Origin of the sequence: uncultured Algibacter sp., assembly GCF_947495925.1 — a bacterium.
GTDB lineage: Bacteria > Bacteroidota > Bacteroidia > Flavobacteriales > Flavobacteriaceae > Algibacter_E.
On the sequence record NZ_CANMAU010000001.1, the window covers coordinates 478,596 to 495,829 of the forward strand.

The window sequence follows — 17,234 nt, forward strand, 5'->3', positions numbered from 1 at the left end:
ATTATGTGTGGAATTGTTGGATATATTGGCCCAAGAGAAGCTTATCCTATTGTTGTTGAAGGCTTAAAACGTTTAGAATACAGAGGCTATGATAGTGCTGGTATTGCGTTGTTTGATGGTACTAGCCTTAAAGTATCAAAAACAAAAGGAAAAGTCGCTGACTTAGAAGCTCGTGCTTCCGAGGAAATCACTCAAAACGGTAATGTTGGGATTGGTCACACAAGATGGGCAACTCATGGTGTTCCAAATGATGTAAACTCACATCCACATGTTTCTAATTCTGGTGACCTTGTTATTATTCATAATGGTATTATTGAAAATTATGAATCTCTAAAACAAGAATTAATTGCCAGAGGGTACACCTTTCATTCAGATACAGATACTGAGGTTTTAATCAATTTAATTGAAGACGTTAAAAAACAAGAAGGCGTAAAACTAGGCAAAGCGGTTCAAATAGCTTTAAACCAAGTTATTGGGGCGTATGCTATTGCTGTATTTGATAAAAACAAACCTGAAGAAGTCGTTGTAGCACGTTTGGGGAGCCCTCTAGCAATAGGAATAGGGGACAATGAAGACGAATTCTTTATAGCAAGTGATGCATCACCTTTCTTGGAGTACACAAAAAATGCTGTTTACTTAGAAGATGAAGAAATGGCAGTTATTAGATTTCATAAAGGAATCAAGATAAGAAAGATTAAGGATGACTCTTTGGTTGACACTTATGTTCAAGAGCTTCAAATAAACTTAGAGCAAATTGAAAAAGGTGGCTATGACCATTTTATGTTAAAAGAAATCCATGAGCAGCCTAAAGCCATTACCGATACCTACAGAGGTAGGTTATTAAGAAATGAAGCTATAATTAAGATGGCTGGTGTTGAAGACAACATGAAAAAATTTCTTAATGCTAATCGTATTATTATTGTAGCCTGTGGTACATCATGGCATGCAGGGTTAGTCGCTGAGTATATATTTGAAGATTTAGCTAGAATCCCTGTTGAAGTTGAGTATGCCTCAGAATTTAGATATCGTAATCCGATTATTACTGAAAACGACGTTCTCATTGCCATTTCCCAATCTGGAGAAACAGCAGATACACTGGCTGCTATAAAATTAGCTAAATCAAAAGGGGCATTTGTTTTTGGTGTTTGTAATGTTGTAGGTTCATCTATTGCTAGAGAATCAGATGCAGGAGCATATACACATGCGGGGCCAGAAATTGGAGTTGCATCTACAAAAGCTTTCACAACTCAAATTACAGTTTTAACTTTAATAGCACTAAGACTATCTAGAGCCAAAGGCACCATAAATAGTTCTGATTTCCGTCAACACCTTTTAGAATTGGAAATGATTCCAAAGAAAGTAGAAAAAGCCCTAGAATCTGATGGTCTTATTCAAACTATTGCCAATGTATATAAAGACGTTAACAATTTCCTTTACTTAGGAAGAGGCTATAATTTCCCTGTTGCACTTGAAGGTGCTCTAAAACTAAAAGAGATTTCATATATACATGCAGAGGGCTATCCTGCTGCAGAAATGAAACATGGCCCTATAGCTTTAATAGACGAAAATATGCCTATTGTTGTCATTGCAACTAGAAAAGGGCATTACGAAAAGGTGGTTAGTAACATTCAAGAAATCAAATCTCGAAAAGGAAAAATTATAGGTATAGTCACTGAAGGTGATACCCAAGTAAAAGAACTTGCGGATCATGTTATTGAGGTTCCTGAAACTCTGGAGTCACTTTCTCCTTTATTAACTACAATTCCTTTACAACTACTATCATATCATATCGCAGTAATGCTAGATAAAAATGTTGATCAACCTCGAAACTTAGCAAAATCTGTTACAGTAGAATAAAACAACATTTTACAATACTTTTTTAAATGCCATAGTCAATTTACTATGGCATTCCTATTTTCAGCACCTTCTTCTTATATAAAAACCAATAAATTCATACATTTTTTATTAAAAAATGCTATGCATGCATAATTTTTTATATTTTTAGCAAATAACAATGTCTTATATTTTTATATTTCTTTGTTATTAAACTAAAACTATACTTTTTAAATGAGAACATTCTTCCCTATTTTATTGTTGTTTATTGGTAGCCTATGCTATTCCCAAACAACCATTACTGGATCTGTAGTGGATGACAATGAACAACCTATTCCTGGCGCAAACGTAATTGTGGTAGGTACTTCCACTGGAGTGGTAAGCGATTTTGATGGAAACTTCACATTAACATACAGTCAGAATCCACCATTTTCTGTACAGGCTAGTAGCGTTGGTTTTGAGACTAACAACCAAGAAGTCACCTCTAATAATCAAATCCTTAAATTTGTTCTAATTGAAGGAACGGCATTAGATGAGGTCGTTATTTCGGCTTCAAGAACTCCTGAACGTATTTTCGAATCGCCCGTTACTGTTGAACGGTTAGGTCTTAAAGAAATCAAGAACACAGCTTCTGCCGACTTTTATGACGGCCTAGAAAACCTAAAAGGCGTTGATGTAAATACCAATAGTTTAACTTTTAAATCTGTCAACACAAGAGGTTTTGCCACTTTCGCCAATAATCGCTTTATGCAATTGGTAGATGGCATGGACAACTCTACGCCCGCATTGAATTTCCCTATTGGAAACTTAGTGGGTATGACCGAAACAGATGTTTTAAGTGTTGAATTATTACCAGGAGCTTCTTCAGCTCTATATGGAGCCAACGCATTTAATGGTATTTTATTTATGCGAAGTAAAAACCCATTTGATTATGAAGGCATCAGTGCTTCAATAAAAAGAGGTATTACCTCTCAAGAGGCTGCAGGTGATAATGCTTATACTGACTTAAGCATTCGAGCTGCTCATAAATTAAGTGACAAATTCGCGGTTAAAGTTAATTTTGGATACTTAAAAGGAACGGATTGGGCCGCAACCAGTGAAGTTGATAAAATTGACCCCAATAGAACAAGAGCAGATCTTGACTATGATGGTATTAATGTTTATGGTGATGAAGTTTCAGCAAATATTAGAACCGAAGCTCCTGAAAGTGTAAAAGGAATAATTCCAGATGTTGATGTTAGTAGAACAGGCTATAACGAAAAATATTTAACTAACTATAATGCTGAAAGTATTAAAGCTGACTGGGGTTTATATTATCGTCCATTTGAAGATGATTTTGAAATTGCTTATGTTGGAAAAGTGGGTACGGGATCAACGATATATCAAGGAACAAACCGATATAACATAGCAAATTTCTTTCAACAACAACACAAGTTAGAGATAAGAAATAATAATTTCTTTTTAAGAGGCTATGTAGTCGCTGATAAAGCAGGTGATTCATATGATATGGTTTTCACAGGAATAAATATTAATAGAGCTTGGAAAAGTGATGAACAGTGGTTTGAAGAATATATTACAACTTTTGCCGGAGCAACTTTGGGAGGAGCAACGGAAGATGAAGCGCATGCTGCTGCAAGAGCACAGGCAGAATCTGGCAGATATGAACCGGGATCTCCTGAATATCAGTCAGCATTCAACAGAAGTATTAACGACCCTGATTTAAGTACAGGTTCAAAATTCCAAGACGCCTCGAAGTATTATCATTCTGACGCTAACTACAATTTCAGTCATTTAATTGATTTTGCAGAAATCCAAGTTGGAGGTTCTTTCAGAAGGTATAGCTTAAACTCCTCAGGAACTATTTATACGGATCTTGATGGTCCTATTGATTACTCTGAATTTGGTTTATACACACAAATTCAAAAAAGTTTAGAACTCAATGAAAGTCTAGAATTAAAACTTACAGGCTCTGTACGCTATGATAAATCTGAATTTTTTGATGGATTCTTCTCGCCTAGACTATCAGCAGGTTTAACCGTAAATAGAAATCATAATATAAGAGCTTCAGTTCAAACAGGTTTTAGAAACCCGACTACGCAAGATCTATTCATAGGTCTTGATGCCGGAAGAGCCATTTTAATTGGAGCAGCCCCAAGTAACTTAGATCGCTATGTTCGAACATTTGAAATTAGTAATGAAGGACAAGCTATTGGTCAACCCGGTTCAGTTACTCAAACAGGACGAGTTGCTTATGAAAACTCATACAAAGCAAGTTCTGTACAGGCATTTGGAGACTCTAAAAATCCAGAAGACCTTAAAGTTGCCAATCCTGATTTAATAAAACCAGAGCAAGTAACTTCTGCAGAAGTTGGTTATAGAGGAAAATTTGACGGTGTCGTTGTAGATTTTAGTGCTTATTATAATAGTTATAAAGATTTTATATCTCAAGAAGTTGTTATATCTCCTTTTTATGGTACTGCGGGCGATGGTGGTCTTTCTATTGCTGCCATAGCTAATGATGATTACCAAGCATGGAGTACATATACCAATTCTCCGGCCGATGTTAATTCTTATGGAGCATCTATTGGGATATCAACTAAAATATTTGGGAATTTTGATTTAGGAGGAAGTTACACCTATGCCAAATTAGATTTTGATCGTCAAATGTTCCCAGATTTTACGACTAATTTTAACACGCCTGAACATAAGTTTAAGGCTTCTTTTGGTAATACCGATTTATTTAAAAATTTTGGATTTAATGTGGCGTATAGGTTTAGTGATAATTATTTCTGGGAAGCCACATTTGGTAATGGTTTAGTTCCAGAATTCCATGTTGTTGATGCTCAGATTAACCTAAGGCTACCAAGTTTTAAATCTTCATTTAAGGCAGGAGCTACCAATTTACTTGGAGAAGAATATTTTACAGCATTTGGTACTGGTAATATTGGGTCAATGTTCTATCTCTCATGGACAATTAATAACTAATAAAATGAAAAAGAAAATCATGAACACAAAATATATCGTCATTCTATTAATCTTTATGGGGGTTACAGCATGTAATTCTCCTGAAGACGTTTTAAGAGACAACAACATTCCTATTGAGGAAGATGTTCAGTTACCTGCATTGATTGCAGGAGAAGCAGATTTTTCTAAATATGTATCCGTAGGAAACTCTTTAACATCAGGACTTTCAGACGGCACCGTTTTTCTAGCAGCTCAAGAGAAATCATTTCCAAAAATTTTATCCGAAAAATTTGCTTTAATCGGTGGTGGAGAATTTACGCAACCACTTGTAAGTGACAATAATGGAGGTTTAGCACTTAATGGAACTAGAATTGCAAGTCCACGATTTGCTGTAGGTCAAAATGACTGTAGCGGAGATCCAACGCCTAAAAGGTTAGATGATATTATAGGCCCGGTAACAGTTTCCACAGATATTGTTCTAAATAACCCTACAGGCCCATTTAATAACATGGGGGTTCCGTTGGCAAAGAGTTTTCATTTACTAGCACCTGGATATGGAAACATTGCAAATTTCCCTACTGCTGCAAATCCTTATTTCATAAGAATGACTGGCTCTACACCAAATGCAAGCGTATTGGAGCTTTCTATGGCTCAAGCGCCAACATTCTTTTCTTTATGGATTGGAAATAACGATGTTCTAGGTTATGCAACTTCTGGCGGTGATGGCTCAAATCCTATTACTCCAGTTGATGGCCCACCAGGGGTTGGTTTTAATCAAACTTACGGAGCCATAATTGCCACTTTAACATCTGGTGGCGCCAAAGGTATTGTAGCTAATATTCCTTATGTAACAGATATTGCCCATTTTACTACCGTAACCTGGGATGCATTGGACCCTACCGATGAGTGTCAAGCGGATCTCGCTGAACAAATACCTCAACTAAATGCCCAATTATACGGTATTTTGAAAGATATTTTTACGGCTTATGGAGAACCAGACAGAGTTGACTTACTTACAACAGATGGCCCTAACCCCCTATTAATATACGATGAGACTCTAAAAGATTTATCAGAAGAAATAAGAACTATACTAAGTAATAGTCCTGAATTTGCTTTATTAGTACAATCGTTTGGTTTACCTGTTGAAGCTGTACCCCTTGTGGCCGGTCTTTTTGGAAATGCCTATGGAACTGTAAGGCAAACCAATGAAAATGATTTATTAGTATTAACAAGCGGCTCAATAATTGGAACGGTTAATGAATTCTCATCTCAGGCATTGCAAGGACTTGGATTATCAAAGGAAGTAGCCGACCAATTTTCAGTAGAAGGTATTACACTACCATTAATTGATAAATGGGTTCTTTTACCGAGCGAACAATCTGAGATTAAGATGGCTATTGATAATTTTAATACTACCATTGAAACTGCCGCAACTCAAGCTGGATTGGCTTTTGTTGATGCTAACGCATTGCTCACAGAATTATCAACCACAGGTATTACTTCAAATAATTTCACCTTAACCTCTGGTTTAATAACAGGAGGCGCTTTTTCTTTAGATGGTGTCCACTTAACCTCTAGGGGCTACGCCTTAGTTGCCAATGAATTTATGAAGGCTATTGATGCTACTTATGGGTCTAATTTTGAAGCTTCGGGTAATTTAGTAGACATTGGAACATATCCTACCAATTATTCTCCTTTATTACCACCACAATAAACTATCAAGAATATAGTAAAAAGACCTTCAAATTGAAGGTCTTTTTTTATTGCAAAAAAGCTAGAAAAAAGAACTTTCATTTTAAATTAAAAAATATATCTTTGCAGCGCGAAAACAAAAAGAGTTTTCACGCAATTAAGTCGCATAATATTAAACACATAAGTAATGTCTAAAGTTACAGGAAAAGTTGCACAAATAGTAGGACCAGTTATCGATGTTGAATTCGCTGCTGGATCAGAGCTTCCAAAAATTTACGATTCATTAGAAATTAAAAGACCCGATGGTTCTTTATTAGTACTAGAAGTACAATCTCACATTGGTGAAGATACTGTTCGTACCATCGCAATGGATTCTTCTGATGGTTTAAGTAGAGGAACTGAAGTTTCTGCAACCGGTGCTCCTATCCAAATGCCAATTGGTGATGATGTTTACGGACGTTTATTTAATGTAATTGGAGATGCTATTGATGGTCTTGGAGATTTACCTAAAGCAGATGATGCAGGTTTACCAATTCACCGTCAGGCTCCTAAATTTGAAGATTTATCAACTTCTACAGAAGTTTTATTTACAGGTATTAAAGTCATTGACCTTATTGAGCCTTATGCAAAAGGTGGTAAAATTGGTTTATTTGGTGGTGCTGGTGTAGGTAAAACAGTATTAATTCAGGAGTTGATTAACAATATTGCAAAAGGTCACGGTGGCTTATCAGTATTTGCTGGTGTAGGTGAAAGAACTCGTGAAGGAAATGATCTTTTAAGAGAGATGTTAGAGTCAGGTATTATCAAATATGGTGATGACTTTATGCATTCTATGGAAGATGGAGGATGGGATTTATCAAAAGTAGATAAATCTGCAATGAAAGATTCTAAAGCAACGTTCGTATTCGGACAAATGAATGAGCCTCCTGGAGCACGTGCTCGTGTTGCCTTATCAGGTTTAACGATTGCTGAATATTTCCGTGATGGTGCTGGAGAAGGACAAGGAAAAGATGTATTATTCTTCGTAGATAATATTTTCCGTTTTACTCAAGCTGGTTCAGAGGTATCTGCACTATTAGGTCGTATGCCTTCTGCCGTTGGTTACCAACCAACCTTAGCAACAGAAATGGGTGCCATGCAAGAACGTATTACTTCAACTAAAAGAGGTTCTATTACATCTGTACAAGCGGTTTACGTACCTGCGGATGATTTAACAGATCCGGCTCCTGCAACAACCTTTGCTCACTTAGATGCTACAACAGTATTATCTCGTAAAATTGCGGAGTTAGGTATTTACCCTGCGGTAGATCCATTAGATTCTACCTCAAGAATTTTAACTGCTGATATTTTAGGGAATGATCACTATGCTTGTGCTCAACGTGTAAAAGAGTTATTGCAACGTTACAAAGAATTACAAGATATTATTGCAATTCTTGGTATGGAAGAATTATCTGAAGAAGATAAAATGGCTGTAGGCAGAGCAAGACGTGTTCAACGTTTCTTATCTCAACCTTTCCACGTAGCTGAGCAATTTACAGGTATCCCTGGTGTATTAGTTGATATTAAAGAAACTATTAAAGGTTTTAACATGATTATGGATGGTGAATTAGATCACTTACCAGAAGCAGCATTCAACCTTAAAGGTACTATTGAAGAAGCTATTGAAGCTGGAGAGAAAATGCTTGCTGAAGCATAATTAGTTAACAGTTGTTAGTTACTGATTATTAAAAGACATTAACAACAACCAATAATAAATACCAATAAATATGTATTTAGAAATTGTATCACCAGAAGCCACCTTATTTAGTTCGGAAGTTGACTCTGTAACAGTACCAGGTATTAATGGTGAATTTCAAATGTTAAATAATCACGCACCTATTGTTTCTTTGCTAAAAGATGGTGTCATTAAAATTCACACACATACTCAAAGTCATTTAGTTTTTGATCAGCTACATGGTAAGGTATTACCACATGCTGATGATGACAAAGTTCTAACTGTTACAATAAACTCGGGAACTCTAGAAATGAAAGATAACAAAGCTATCATATTAGCAGACTAAGTTTCATTTCATACGATAAATAAAAAAAGCGAAATCAATGATTTCGCTTTTTTTTGTCTTTATTTATAACTAAACCTTTTTAATCACATTGGTAACAATACCCCAGACCACAAAGTCGTTATCTTCTGTAACTCTTATAATAGGGTAGTTAGGATTCTCAGGCTGTAACCAAATTTCTTCCTTATCAACTCTTAAACGTTTTACAGTGAACTCACCATCTAAAAAACATACAGCTATTTTATTATTAGCCGGCTCTAAACTCCTATCAATAACCAACAAATCATTATCCTCTAACCCTGCTCCAATCATAGATTGTCCACTTACCCGAGCGTAAAAAGTTGTTTCTTTATTTTTAACAAGCTCCGCATCTAAAGAAAGACGTTCCTGTTGCCCCAAATCCTCAGTAGGCGAAGGAAATCCACAAGAAATTCCGGTATCAAAAAACAAGGCACCAAGATCATCGGTGAATTTGGGATCAAAAAAAGTTAGTTCAGTAGGCTTATGTAATATCATTTTTTATCAATTTGAACGAAACAATGCATCTCTCTGCTATAAAGTTACTAAAGATTCTTAAGTATCTTCTTAATTTCATCTATATTTTCTTTAACAATCGTACTCATAGACTAGTAACAACTTTCTGTTAAGAATTAATCTACCTTCTCATTACAGTATTGGCTTTCTTATAGAAAGGTATGAAAACTAATGAAACAGTGGATTGCTAAAATAACTTCCCTTTTTTCATTATACTTGTCCCCATGCGTTTATAGGCCACCTTAACACCATTAGCACAAAAAATATAAGCACCGCTTTCTTTCTGTTCTTTATAGGATATTAAAATAACCTCGGCCTCAGTACAATTATAATCTTTTGCTACTTTCTTTTTTACATGCTTCATGGTAGCACGCCCTTTTTTTAATTGCGATTGAATTTTACTATTCAACTTTGGTTCAACAAAATCTGGAGCAAGATTACATGTTTTAGATATGGTTGGTAGGGTTCCAGCAACTATGGTAGAATCTGTAGATTTTTCAGCAGGAACTTCTAAATCTATATACTCCCATGTATAATCTGCTTTCAATAAAACACGCCGCCCATCCTCTGTTTTAACAATGTAATTGTTTTGAGCAAAACCAATACAAGAAATAAAAAATAGAAAAATAAAAAAATAAGTTTTCATTACGCTAAATATAGAATTGTAGATCACTTCAAAAATACAATTTTAATCTTCAACATATTCTAAAATATCAGCCGGCTGACAATATAAAGCCTTACAAACAGCTTCTAATGTAGAAAAGCGGACCGCTTTAGCCTTACCTGATTTTAAAATAGACATATTAGCAGTAGTTATGCCTATAATTTCAGCCAATTCCTTGCTTTTCATGTTGCGCTTAGTAAGCATTACATCTAGGTTTACTATTATTGGCATACTATATGGTTAATTTATTTTCTTCTTCAGTTTCCTTAGCACGTTTAAAAATCTCAGCTAGAATATAGAAAGCCAAACCTGCTGGAATTAGAAAAGTAAACTCTATTTTTAGTTCATTTAAAAAGTGAAAAGAATCTGCATTAAGTGCCGAGAGGAAATACCTAAGCACTAGTATATTGATCGTATAAGTGATAAACACATTACCAATTTTTTTAAAATTTTTAATATTCTTATCACTAAAATAATGACCTAACTCAACTTCTTTTAAAATGGGTAAAAAATGAGCAAAGCCATAAATTAAGTAACCTCGCAGAAAAAAGAGTCCAACGCTAATGGCATAGTAACTCCACTTAATCGCGTTTTCAGACCTAAACCAACTTTCATTTTTATTTACTGTACTAGTCCAGTTTTGAAATGCTTTAAACTGATTAAAATCAAACTCTCTTATGTCATTAAGCAGTATACTTGCCGATGCTACTAAAAGAACATATGTTATTATGGCTAAAATTTTGGTGTTATCTTTCATGATTATTGTTTAACGATAACAAATATATATTAAATTATCGAAAAACAATAATTTTTTATTAAAAATATTAAATTGATAAAAAACCTAAGCATTATTTATATTTGCTTTTAGATGAAAAACCTCCCTAAACAACTTCAAAAAAAAATAGAAGCTCGCAAAGCGAATAACGCATTGAGGCAACTTCGTGCCAAAACTGATTTGGTTGATTTCTCATCTAACGATTACTTAGGGTTTTCAAAGCATAAAACCATTTTTAAAAACAGCCATCAATTTTTGATTAAACATAACATCATTGAAAATGGATCTACAGGGTCTAGATTACTCTCAGGAAATCATCGTACTTATTCTATAGTTGAAGATATGATCACCAATTTTCATGGCAGTGAAGCCGCTTTAATTTACAACTCAGGTTATGATGCCAATATAGGCTTCTTTTCAAGTGTACCTTTACGTGGCGATATCATTTTATATGATGAACATATACATGCCTCTATTCGAGACGGAATGGGCATGAATCATGCTAAATCCTACAAGTTTAAGCATAATAATTTAGAATCCTTAGAACAATTACTTATTCGTTATTCTGAATTAATTTCAGAACCTACACAAACCGTTTATGTGGTTACCGAATCTGTATTTTCAATGGATGGAGACACTCCCAACTTAGGTAAACTATCCAAACTATGCACGGCATACAAAGCCCTATTAATTGTTGATGAAGCTCACACCATTGGTGTTTTTGGAGAACATGGAATAGGTCTTATTCAAGAATCTAATATTAAAACTTTTGCCCGTATTATAACTTATGGAAAAGCCATGGGTTGCCATGGCGCTGCTATTTTATGCAATGATTCCTTAAAACAATACCTAATAAATTTTTCACGTAGTTTCATTTACACAACGGCATTACCTCCGCATAGCTTAGCTACTATTCATGCTTCATATAACGAGTTAATAACATCAAATTCACAAAAGCTGCTGCATGAAAACATTAAACATTTCAAAACTGAGATTAAAAACAACACCCTAAAATCCATTTTTATTCATAGTAATTCCGCTATTCATTGTTGTGTTATTCCAGGAAATGATCATGTAAAATCTATCTCTAAAACATTGCAAAATTCAGGCTTTAACGTTAAGCCTATATTATCGCCAACCATACCAGAAGGTCAAGAACGTTTACGCTTCTGCCTTCATGCCTACAATACTAAAAAAGAAATTTCGGAAGTCTTAAGCTTGTTGGCTACCTTTGTTGCGTAAATTTAAATGGATGAATGATCATTTTACTGTGTTGGCAATATTTGAATATTCTAGCGAGGCACAAATCACAAAAGCAAAACTAGACTCAGAAGGGATTAAAACCATGTTGGCCGATGAAAAAACCATTGACACAGACCCTTTATTAAGTCAAGCTATTGGTGGTGTTAAGTTATTAGTTCATAAAAAGGATTTAGAAATAGCTACCGAAATCTACAATAATATAAGACGCTATCGTAAAGATGAAAATGGCAATGACATCCACTGCCCGAAATGCCAATCCACTAAAATATTAATGGCTCCTCCTGATAGAAAAAATATTTTTTATATGCTATTCCCTTTTTTCGAAAAGTCAAAGCACATGTGTAATAATTGCCAAACTATTTTTTAATGAGCACCTATTTTGTAACGGGCATATCAACCGATGTTGGAAAAACAGTAGCCTCAGCTATAATTACAGAAGCTTTACAAGCCGATTATTGGAAACCTGTACAAGCTGGCGAGTTAGATAATTGCGATACCAAAACAGTTAAACGTTTAGTTTCAAACTCCAAATCCAAATTTCACCTTAATGCTTATGCGCTAAACACACCAATGAGTCCGCATGGAGCTGCAGCTATTGATAATATTGAAATTGATCTCAACACTATTAAGCCTCCAAAAACAGATAACCATTTAGTGATTGAAGGTGCAGGAGGACTACTGGTCCCGCTAAATAACAAAAACACTGTTTTTGACTTAGTTAAACCCAGTTATAAAGTGATTGTAATTTCTAGACATTACTTAGGGAGCATCAACCACACACTTTTAACGGTAAACTTGTTAAAAAATAATGGGTTTGAGGTCGCTATTATTTTCAGCGGAAATGAACATAAGTCAACGGAAGACATTATAATTAAAATGACGCAAGTTCCTGTAATTGGTAGAATTGACGAAGAACCCTACTTTGATTCCAATGTAGTTAGAGAATATGCCGCATTGTTTAAAGATAAATTATGACATTAAAAGACCGCGATAAAAAACACCTTTGGCATCCGCTAAAACAACACCAGTTAAACCCTGAAAGTTTAGCTATTGTAAAAGCCAAAGGATGTATTTTAATGGATGAAGATGGTAATGAATACATAGATGCCATTGCATCTTGGTATACTTGCATGTATGGCCATTGCAACGACTATATTACTAGTCGAGTTTCAAACCAAATGCAACAGCTAGATCATGTTATGTTTAGTGATTTTACACATGAACCTGCTGTTAAACTGTCTGAAGAGCTCATAAAAATATTACCTAATAATCAGAATAAAATCTATTTTAATGACAACGGTTCTACAGCCGTAGAAGCTGCTATTAAAATGGCTCTGCAATTTTATTTTAATAAAGGTGAAAAGCGTTCAACATTTATAGCTTTTGAAAACGGGTTTCATGGCGACACTTTTGGAGCCATGGGAGTTTCAGGATTGTCTGTTTACAACGGTCCTTTTGAAGATTTTCTTATTGAAGTAAAACGCATTCCAACTCCAGATGGCACAAATCAAACAGAAATTTTAAATCTGCTAAAACAATACACGTCAGAATTTAAAATGGCAGGTTTTATTTATGAACCTTTAATACAAGGTGCCGCAGGTATGAAAATTCATGATGCCGTAGGATTAAACTTAATTTTAGAATACTTCAAATCTCAAAATATTCTCACTATCGCCGATGAAGTCATGACTGGTTTTGGTAAAACAGGCAACTATTTCGCTTCAGATTATATAGAAACCAAACCAGATATTATCTGTTTGAGCAAAGCATTAACCGCCGGATTATTGCCAATGGCCATTACATCCTGTACTCAAGACATTTATGATGGTTTTTTAAGTGATGATATTAGCAAAGGCTTTTTTCATTGCCATACCTATTCTGCAAATCCTGTAGCTTGTGCTGCTGCCATTGCGGGTATAGAATTATTAACTTCAGAAGACATTCAAAAGAGCATTAAGAGGATTGAGCAATCACATAAAGCTTTTAAAAACATAATTAAAAACCACCCTAAAGTAAAAACAGCTAGATTTCTGGGGGTGATATTTGCCCTAGACCTAAACACTAAAATGGATCGTTATGGTGATTTACGAGATAAACTTTTAAAGTTTTTTATGGATAATGGCGTCTTTTTACGTCCGCTAGGGAATACCATTTACATTCAGGTGCCTTATGTTATCACTAAAAAACAGCTAAATAAAGTTTACAGAATCATTGAAGATGCTTTGGACATCATTTAATTCTAAGTAAACATTTCATCATAAAAAAATTAACTTTTAGAAATGTCCGAATAATAAAGTGCTTCTAGAAATAGTTTAGAATCGAAGTCCTCATCCTTACTTGTTTTCAATTCTTTAAAAATACCTGCTACTTGAATTTTAGCTTCAGGAAGTTTTTCTTTACTTCTTGCGTGCGCTATTAAGAATACTTCTGAAGTTGAATGATCTCTCATTTCATAAACATCATACGCATCAATTAAAGGAACCATAGTAAATGTGGTGACTTTTCCAGCAACTATCGGAATCATTATAAAACCATTAAAATCTGTTTTGGAGGTTATCCATTTAGCAACCCCTGTAATAATAGCACTTTCAGTTAATTTAGCCCTATTATTTGCCTCAAATGGCAACATTTTAGATGGTCTAAATTTCTTGTAAGTATTCTGTAATTTACTCTCCAATTTAGAAAACACCATCTTTTTCTGACTATCGTTCAAATTAAACATAGCCATTTCTAAAAATAAAATCATTTTCTGCTTATCTGAGAATACGCCTCCAACTTTTCCTAATTCGGCCTGAGAAATAATGCCATCATTAGCCTTCGTTAAAACATTATAAAATCTACCTCCATTATCTAAAGCAGAAATAGCCTCATCAACATATTTATAGGCACTTACCTTTTTCATTTTACTTAATTTACACCAAATAGGTCTACAAAATTAGACTAATGTTACATCTAAAAATAATTTATTGATGTTTACCAAAATAGAAACCTTTAACTCTTATTTTTGTGAAAAATAAATGGCCTTGCAACAACCTATTTCCATTACTGCTATTTCATCTGTTTCTCCATTGGGAAAAACAATTGAAGAAACCTGGGAAACTTACCAAAACAACAACCATTGCCTAACAACTAGAGAAGTTATAGGCAAATCCATTGTTGTTGCTGAAATTCCTGAAAATGCAAAAAAAGATATTCAGACATTAAAACAGTCTGATAGTAAATATAAATCACTAGATAACTCCGTTTTATATGCTATTTATGCTTCAAGACAAGCCATAAAAGACGCAAATTGGAATGGTTCTGATAATTTCGGAATTAATATTGGATCTTCAAGAGGTGCGACTGCCCTTTTTGAAACCTACTATGATTCATTTCTAAAAAACAATAAAGCAGAAACTCTAAGTTCCCCAACCACAACACTAGGTAATATTTCATCATGGGTAGCTCATGATTTGCAAACTCAAGGTCCAGAAATTAGTCATTCTATAACCTGTTCCACAGCTTTACATGCCATGTTAAACGGCATTGCATGGATAAATTCAGGCATGTGTAATAAATTTTTGGTTGGAGGTAGCGAAGCACCTCTTACGCCTTTTACAATTGCCCAAATGCAAGCCTTAAAAATATACGCTCAAAAACAAAATGATTTTCCTTGTCGTGCTTTAGACTTCAATAAAACCAAAAACAGTATGGTTTTAGGAGAAGGTGCATCTATGGCCTGTTTAGAAAGCGGTGTTAAAAAAAATGCACTTGCTATAATTACTGGATTTGGTTATGCTACTGAAATACTGAAGCATAATATTTCTATTTCTAGCGATGCTAAATGCTTTCAAAAATCAATGAAAATGGCTCTAGGGTCGTTAGATCCAGATAAAGTAGACGCTATCGTCATGCATGCTCCGGGCACAGTAAAAGGAGATTTGTCAGAATTTAAGGCCATAGAAAAAATATTTTGTAACAAAACACCTGCTTTAACCACCAACAAATGGAAGATAGGTCACACCTTTGGAGCCTCCGGAGCTCTAAACATTGAATTAGCTGTTTTAATGCTACAGCATCAAAAATTCATTGGTATCCCTTATATAGAAGAACAAAACACACCGCAAACCTTAAAACATATTCTTGTTAATGCGGTTGGCTTCGGTGGAAATGCAGTTAGTATTTTATTAAGTAAAAACTAAAAACATATCGCAATATTATTAGTATTTTTGAATCGTTAATTAACATGAAGGCTTTATGAGCGAGACTAGACACAACTGGACTAAAGAAGAAATTCTAGAGATATATAACAAACCATTTATGGAATTGCTTTACGAAGCAGCTACAGTGCATAGAGTTAATCATGACCCTAATGTGGTTCAAGTAAGTACTCTATTATCTATTAAAACAGGTGGATGTTCTGAAGATTGCGGATATTGCCCGCAAGCGGCTCGTTACCATACAGATATTGAAGGGAATGATTTAATGTCTGTACAGCAAGTTAAAGCACAAGCTTTACGGGCAAAATCAACAGGAAGCTCTCGTGTTTGCATGGGTGCTGCATGGCGAAATGTTAAAGATGGTCAAGAGTTTGATCAAGTGCTTGAAATGGTACGCACTATTAATAAATTAGACATGGAAGTTTGCTGTACACTAGGTATGGTAACTGAAAACCAAGCAAAACGTTTAGCAGAAGCAGGTTTATATGCTTACAATCACAATTTAGATTCTTCTGAAGAATATTATAAAGAAGTAATCTCTACTCGTGGTTATCAAGACCGTTTAGATACTATTGATAATGTGCGTAAAACCAATGTAACTGTTTGTAGCGGTGGTATTATTGGTATGGGAGAAAATATAGAAGACCGAGCAGGAATGCTTGTAGCGCTCTCTACATTAAATCCGCAACCAGAATCAACCCCTATTAACGCCTTAGTTGCTGTTGAAGGCACCCCTCTTGAGGACCAAAAACCTGTATCCATTTGGGATATGGTGCGTATGGTTGCTACTACAAGAATAGTTATGCCAGAAACTCAGGTACGTTTAAGCGCTGGTAGAACGCAAATGACTCGAGAAGGTCAAGCTATGTGTTTCTTTGCAGGGGCAAATTCTATTTTTGCTGGAGATAAGTTATTAACCACTCCTAATCCTGATGTAAACGAAGATATGGAAATGTTTACCTTACTCGGAATGAAACCTCAAAAGCCATTTACTAAAAAAGTACAACCGCAAACGGTGGAAGCTCAAGATTCGCAGCTTGAAGCACTTGGTGAAAAACCTAAATGGACAAGACCAGAACATACTATTGAAAGAAACGAGGCTGCAAAAACGAAAGCTAAAGTGCTTAAATAACTTTATTTTTTTGAATATGTGTTTTGCGTTATTGATTATAGGATAAATCAAACATAAATGTGTGATTGAGAATTTCTAACCTATACCCGACTTGCAGGTTAACAGGCAAATAAGTATTTTA

16 protein-coding genes are annotated in these 17,234 nt (G+C 34.9%); 11 read left to right on the forward strand and 5 right to left on the reverse strand.

Features of this window, described 5'->3' with window-relative positions; all coding sequences use genetic code 11:
• Positions 1-3 precede the first annotated feature (3 nt).
• The 5 genes from glmS (at position 4) to Q0857_RS02170 (ending at position 8,549) form a co-directional block, all read left to right on the forward strand.
• Positions 4-1,857: a glutamine--fructose-6-phosphate transaminase (isomerizing) gene (glmS, locus tag Q0857_RS02150; RefSeq protein ID WP_298531462.1), complete on the forward strand. Its 1,854-nt coding sequence runs from the start codon at positions 4-6 to the stop codon at positions 1,855-1,857.
• A 210-nt stretch (positions 1,858-2,067) separates the two neighbouring features.
• Positions 2,068-4,818 carry a TonB-dependent receptor gene (locus Q0857_RS02155; RefSeq protein ID WP_298531466.1) on the forward strand — a complete coding sequence of 917 codons (2,751 nt, stop codon included), beginning with the start codon at positions 2,068-2,070 and terminating at the stop codon, positions 4,816-4,818.
• 19 nt (positions 4,819-4,837) lie between these two features.
• Positions 4,838-6,511, forward strand: coding sequence for a G-D-S-L family lipolytic protein (locus Q0857_RS02160; RefSeq protein ID WP_298531472.1), 1,674 nt, complete (start codon positions 4,838-4,840; stop codon positions 6,509-6,511).
• A 165-nt stretch (positions 6,512-6,676) separates the two neighbouring features.
• Entirely contained in the window at positions 6,677-8,185 is a 1,509-nt protein-coding gene (gene atpD, locus Q0857_RS02165) for a F0F1 ATP synthase subunit beta (RefSeq protein ID WP_298531476.1), read from the forward strand.
• Positions 8,186-8,255: 70 nt separating this feature from the next.
• Positions 8,256-8,549 (forward strand): F0F1 ATP synthase subunit epsilon, encoded by a 294-nt coding sequence (locus tag Q0857_RS02170; protein WP_298531480.1) that lies wholly within the window; start codon positions 8,256-8,258, stop codon positions 8,547-8,549.
• 69 nt (positions 8,550-8,618) lie between these two features.
• Here Q0857_RS02170 and Q0857_RS02175 read toward each other — a convergent pair whose 3' ends face one another.
• The 4 genes from Q0857_RS02175 to Q0857_RS02190 form a co-directional block, all read right to left on the reverse strand.
• The gene (locus tag Q0857_RS02175; RefSeq protein WP_298531483.1) at positions 8,619-9,062 is read right to left on the reverse strand and encodes a LexA family transcriptional regulator; all 444 of its coding nucleotides are present in this window, start codon (positions 9,060-9,062) and stop codon (positions 8,619-8,621) included.
• Between the two features lie 205 nt (positions 9,063-9,267).
• Positions 9,268-9,726 (reverse strand): DUF3157 family protein, encoded by a 459-nt coding sequence (locus Q0857_RS02180; RefSeq protein WP_298531486.1) that lies wholly within the window; start codon positions 9,724-9,726, stop codon positions 9,268-9,270.
• A gap of 42 nt (positions 9,727-9,768) precedes the next feature.
• Entirely contained in the window at positions 9,769-9,975 is a 207-nt protein-coding gene (locus Q0857_RS02185; RefSeq protein WP_298531488.1) for a helix-turn-helix transcriptional regulator, read from the reverse strand.
• 1 nt (position 9,976) lies between these two features.
• Positions 9,977-10,501 (reverse strand): DUF2975 domain-containing protein, encoded by a 525-nt coding sequence (locus Q0857_RS02190; RefSeq protein WP_298531491.1) that lies wholly within the window; start codon positions 10,499-10,501, stop codon positions 9,977-9,979.
• A 111-nt stretch (positions 10,502-10,612) separates the two neighbouring features.
• Here Q0857_RS02190 and Q0857_RS02195 point away from each other — a divergent pair, with 111 nt between their 5' ends.
• Genes Q0857_RS02195 through bioA form a run of 4 tightly spaced genes read left to right on the forward strand, consistent with a single transcriptional unit; the run spans position 10,613 to position 14,019 of the window.
• Complete coding sequence (locus Q0857_RS02195; RefSeq protein ID WP_298531493.1) at positions 10,613-11,761, forward strand: pyridoxal phosphate-dependent aminotransferase family protein; 1,149 nt, start codon at positions 10,613-10,615, stop codon at positions 11,759-11,761.
• Between the two features lie 10 nt (positions 11,762-11,771).
• Positions 11,772-12,149: a DUF2007 domain-containing protein gene (locus Q0857_RS02200; protein ID WP_298531495.1), complete on the forward strand. Its 378-nt coding sequence runs from the start codon at positions 11,772-11,774 to the stop codon at positions 12,147-12,149.
• Complete coding sequence (bioD, locus tag Q0857_RS02205) at positions 12,149-12,757, forward strand: dethiobiotin synthase (RefSeq protein WP_298531498.1); 609 nt, start codon at positions 12,149-12,151, stop codon at positions 12,755-12,757. The genes Q0857_RS02200 and bioD overlap by 1 nt, the downstream gene beginning before the upstream one ends.
• The gene (gene bioA, locus Q0857_RS02210) at positions 12,754-14,019 is read left to right on the forward strand and encodes an adenosylmethionine--8-amino-7-oxononanoate transaminase (protein ID WP_298531501.1); all 1,266 of its coding nucleotides are present in this window, start codon (positions 12,754-12,756) and stop codon (positions 14,017-14,019) included. Before bioD ends, bioA begins: the two co-directional genes overlap by 4 nt.
• Positions 14,020-14,048: 29 nt before the next feature.
• Here bioA and Q0857_RS02215 read toward each other — a convergent pair whose 3' ends face one another.
• Positions 14,049-14,684, reverse strand: a complete 636-nt coding sequence (locus Q0857_RS02215) for a hypothetical protein (protein ID WP_298531504.1) — start codon at positions 14,682-14,684, stop codon at positions 14,049-14,051.
• A 121-nt stretch (positions 14,685-14,805) separates the two neighbouring features.
• Here Q0857_RS02215 and Q0857_RS02220 point away from each other — a divergent pair, with 121 nt between their 5' ends.
• Together Q0857_RS02220 and bioB are read left to right on the forward strand one after the other, a co-directional pair.
• The gene (locus Q0857_RS02220) at positions 14,806-15,963 is read left to right on the forward strand and encodes a beta-ketoacyl synthase N-terminal-like domain-containing protein (RefSeq protein WP_298532159.1); all 1,158 of its coding nucleotides are present in this window, start codon (positions 14,806-14,808) and stop codon (positions 15,961-15,963) included.
• A 55-nt stretch (positions 15,964-16,018) separates the two neighbouring features.
• Complete coding sequence (gene bioB, locus Q0857_RS02225; RefSeq protein ID WP_298531506.1) at positions 16,019-17,113, forward strand: biotin synthase BioB; 1,095 nt, start codon at positions 16,019-16,021, stop codon at positions 17,111-17,113.
• Positions 17,114-17,234 lie beyond the last annotated feature (121 nt).

Excerpts from the sequence above, each read along its gene's own strand:
- Q0857_RS02190 (WP_298531491.1), bottom strand. The coding sequence starts at position 10,501 with ATGAAAGATAACACCAAAATTTTAGCCATAATAACATATGTTCTTTTA.
- Q0857_RS02160 (WP_298531472.1), top strand. The coding sequence starts at position 4,838 with ATGAACACAAAATATATCGTCATTCTATTAATCTTTATGGGGGTTACA.
- Q0857_RS02195 (WP_298531493.1), top strand. The coding sequence starts at position 10,613 with ATGAAAAACCTCCCTAAACAACTTCAAAAAAAAATAGAAGCTCGCAAA.
- bioB (WP_298531506.1), top strand. The coding sequence starts at position 16,019 with ATGAGCGAGACTAGACACAACTGGACTAAAGAAGAAATTCTAGAGATA.
- Q0857_RS02170 (WP_298531480.1), top strand. The coding sequence starts at position 8,256 with ATGTATTTAGAAATTGTATCACCAGAAGCCACCTTATTTAGTTCGGAA.
- Q0857_RS02215 (WP_298531504.1), bottom strand. The coding sequence starts at position 14,684 with ATGAAAAAGGTAAGTGCCTATAAATATGTTGATGAGGCTATTTCTGCT.
- Q0857_RS02180 (WP_298531486.1), bottom strand. The coding sequence starts at position 9,726 with ATGAAAACTTATTTTTTTATTTTTCTATTTTTTATTTCTTGTATTGGT.
- atpD (WP_298531476.1), top strand. The coding sequence starts at position 6,677 with ATGTCTAAAGTTACAGGAAAAGTTGCACAAATAGTAGGACCAGTTATC.
- bioA (WP_298531501.1), top strand. The coding sequence starts at position 12,754 with ATGACATTAAAAGACCGCGATAAAAAACACCTTTGGCATCCGCTAAAA.
- bioD (WP_298531498.1), top strand. The coding sequence starts at position 12,149 with ATGAGCACCTATTTTGTAACGGGCATATCAACCGATGTTGGAAAAACA.
- Q0857_RS02175 (WP_298531483.1), bottom strand. The coding sequence starts at position 9,062 with ATGATATTACATAAGCCTACTGAACTAACTTTTTTTGATCCCAAATTC.
- Q0857_RS02185 (WP_298531488.1), bottom strand. The coding sequence starts at position 9,975 with ATGCCAATAATAGTAAACCTAGATGTAATGCTTACTAAGCGCAACATG.
- Q0857_RS02200 (WP_298531495.1), top strand. The coding sequence starts at position 11,772 with ATGAATGATCATTTTACTGTGTTGGCAATATTTGAATATTCTAGCGAG.
- Q0857_RS02155 (WP_298531466.1), top strand. The coding sequence starts at position 2,068 with ATGAGAACATTCTTCCCTATTTTATTGTTGTTTATTGGTAGCCTATGC.
- glmS (WP_298531462.1), top strand. The coding sequence starts at position 4 with ATGTGTGGAATTGTTGGATATATTGGCCCAAGAGAAGCTTATCCTATT.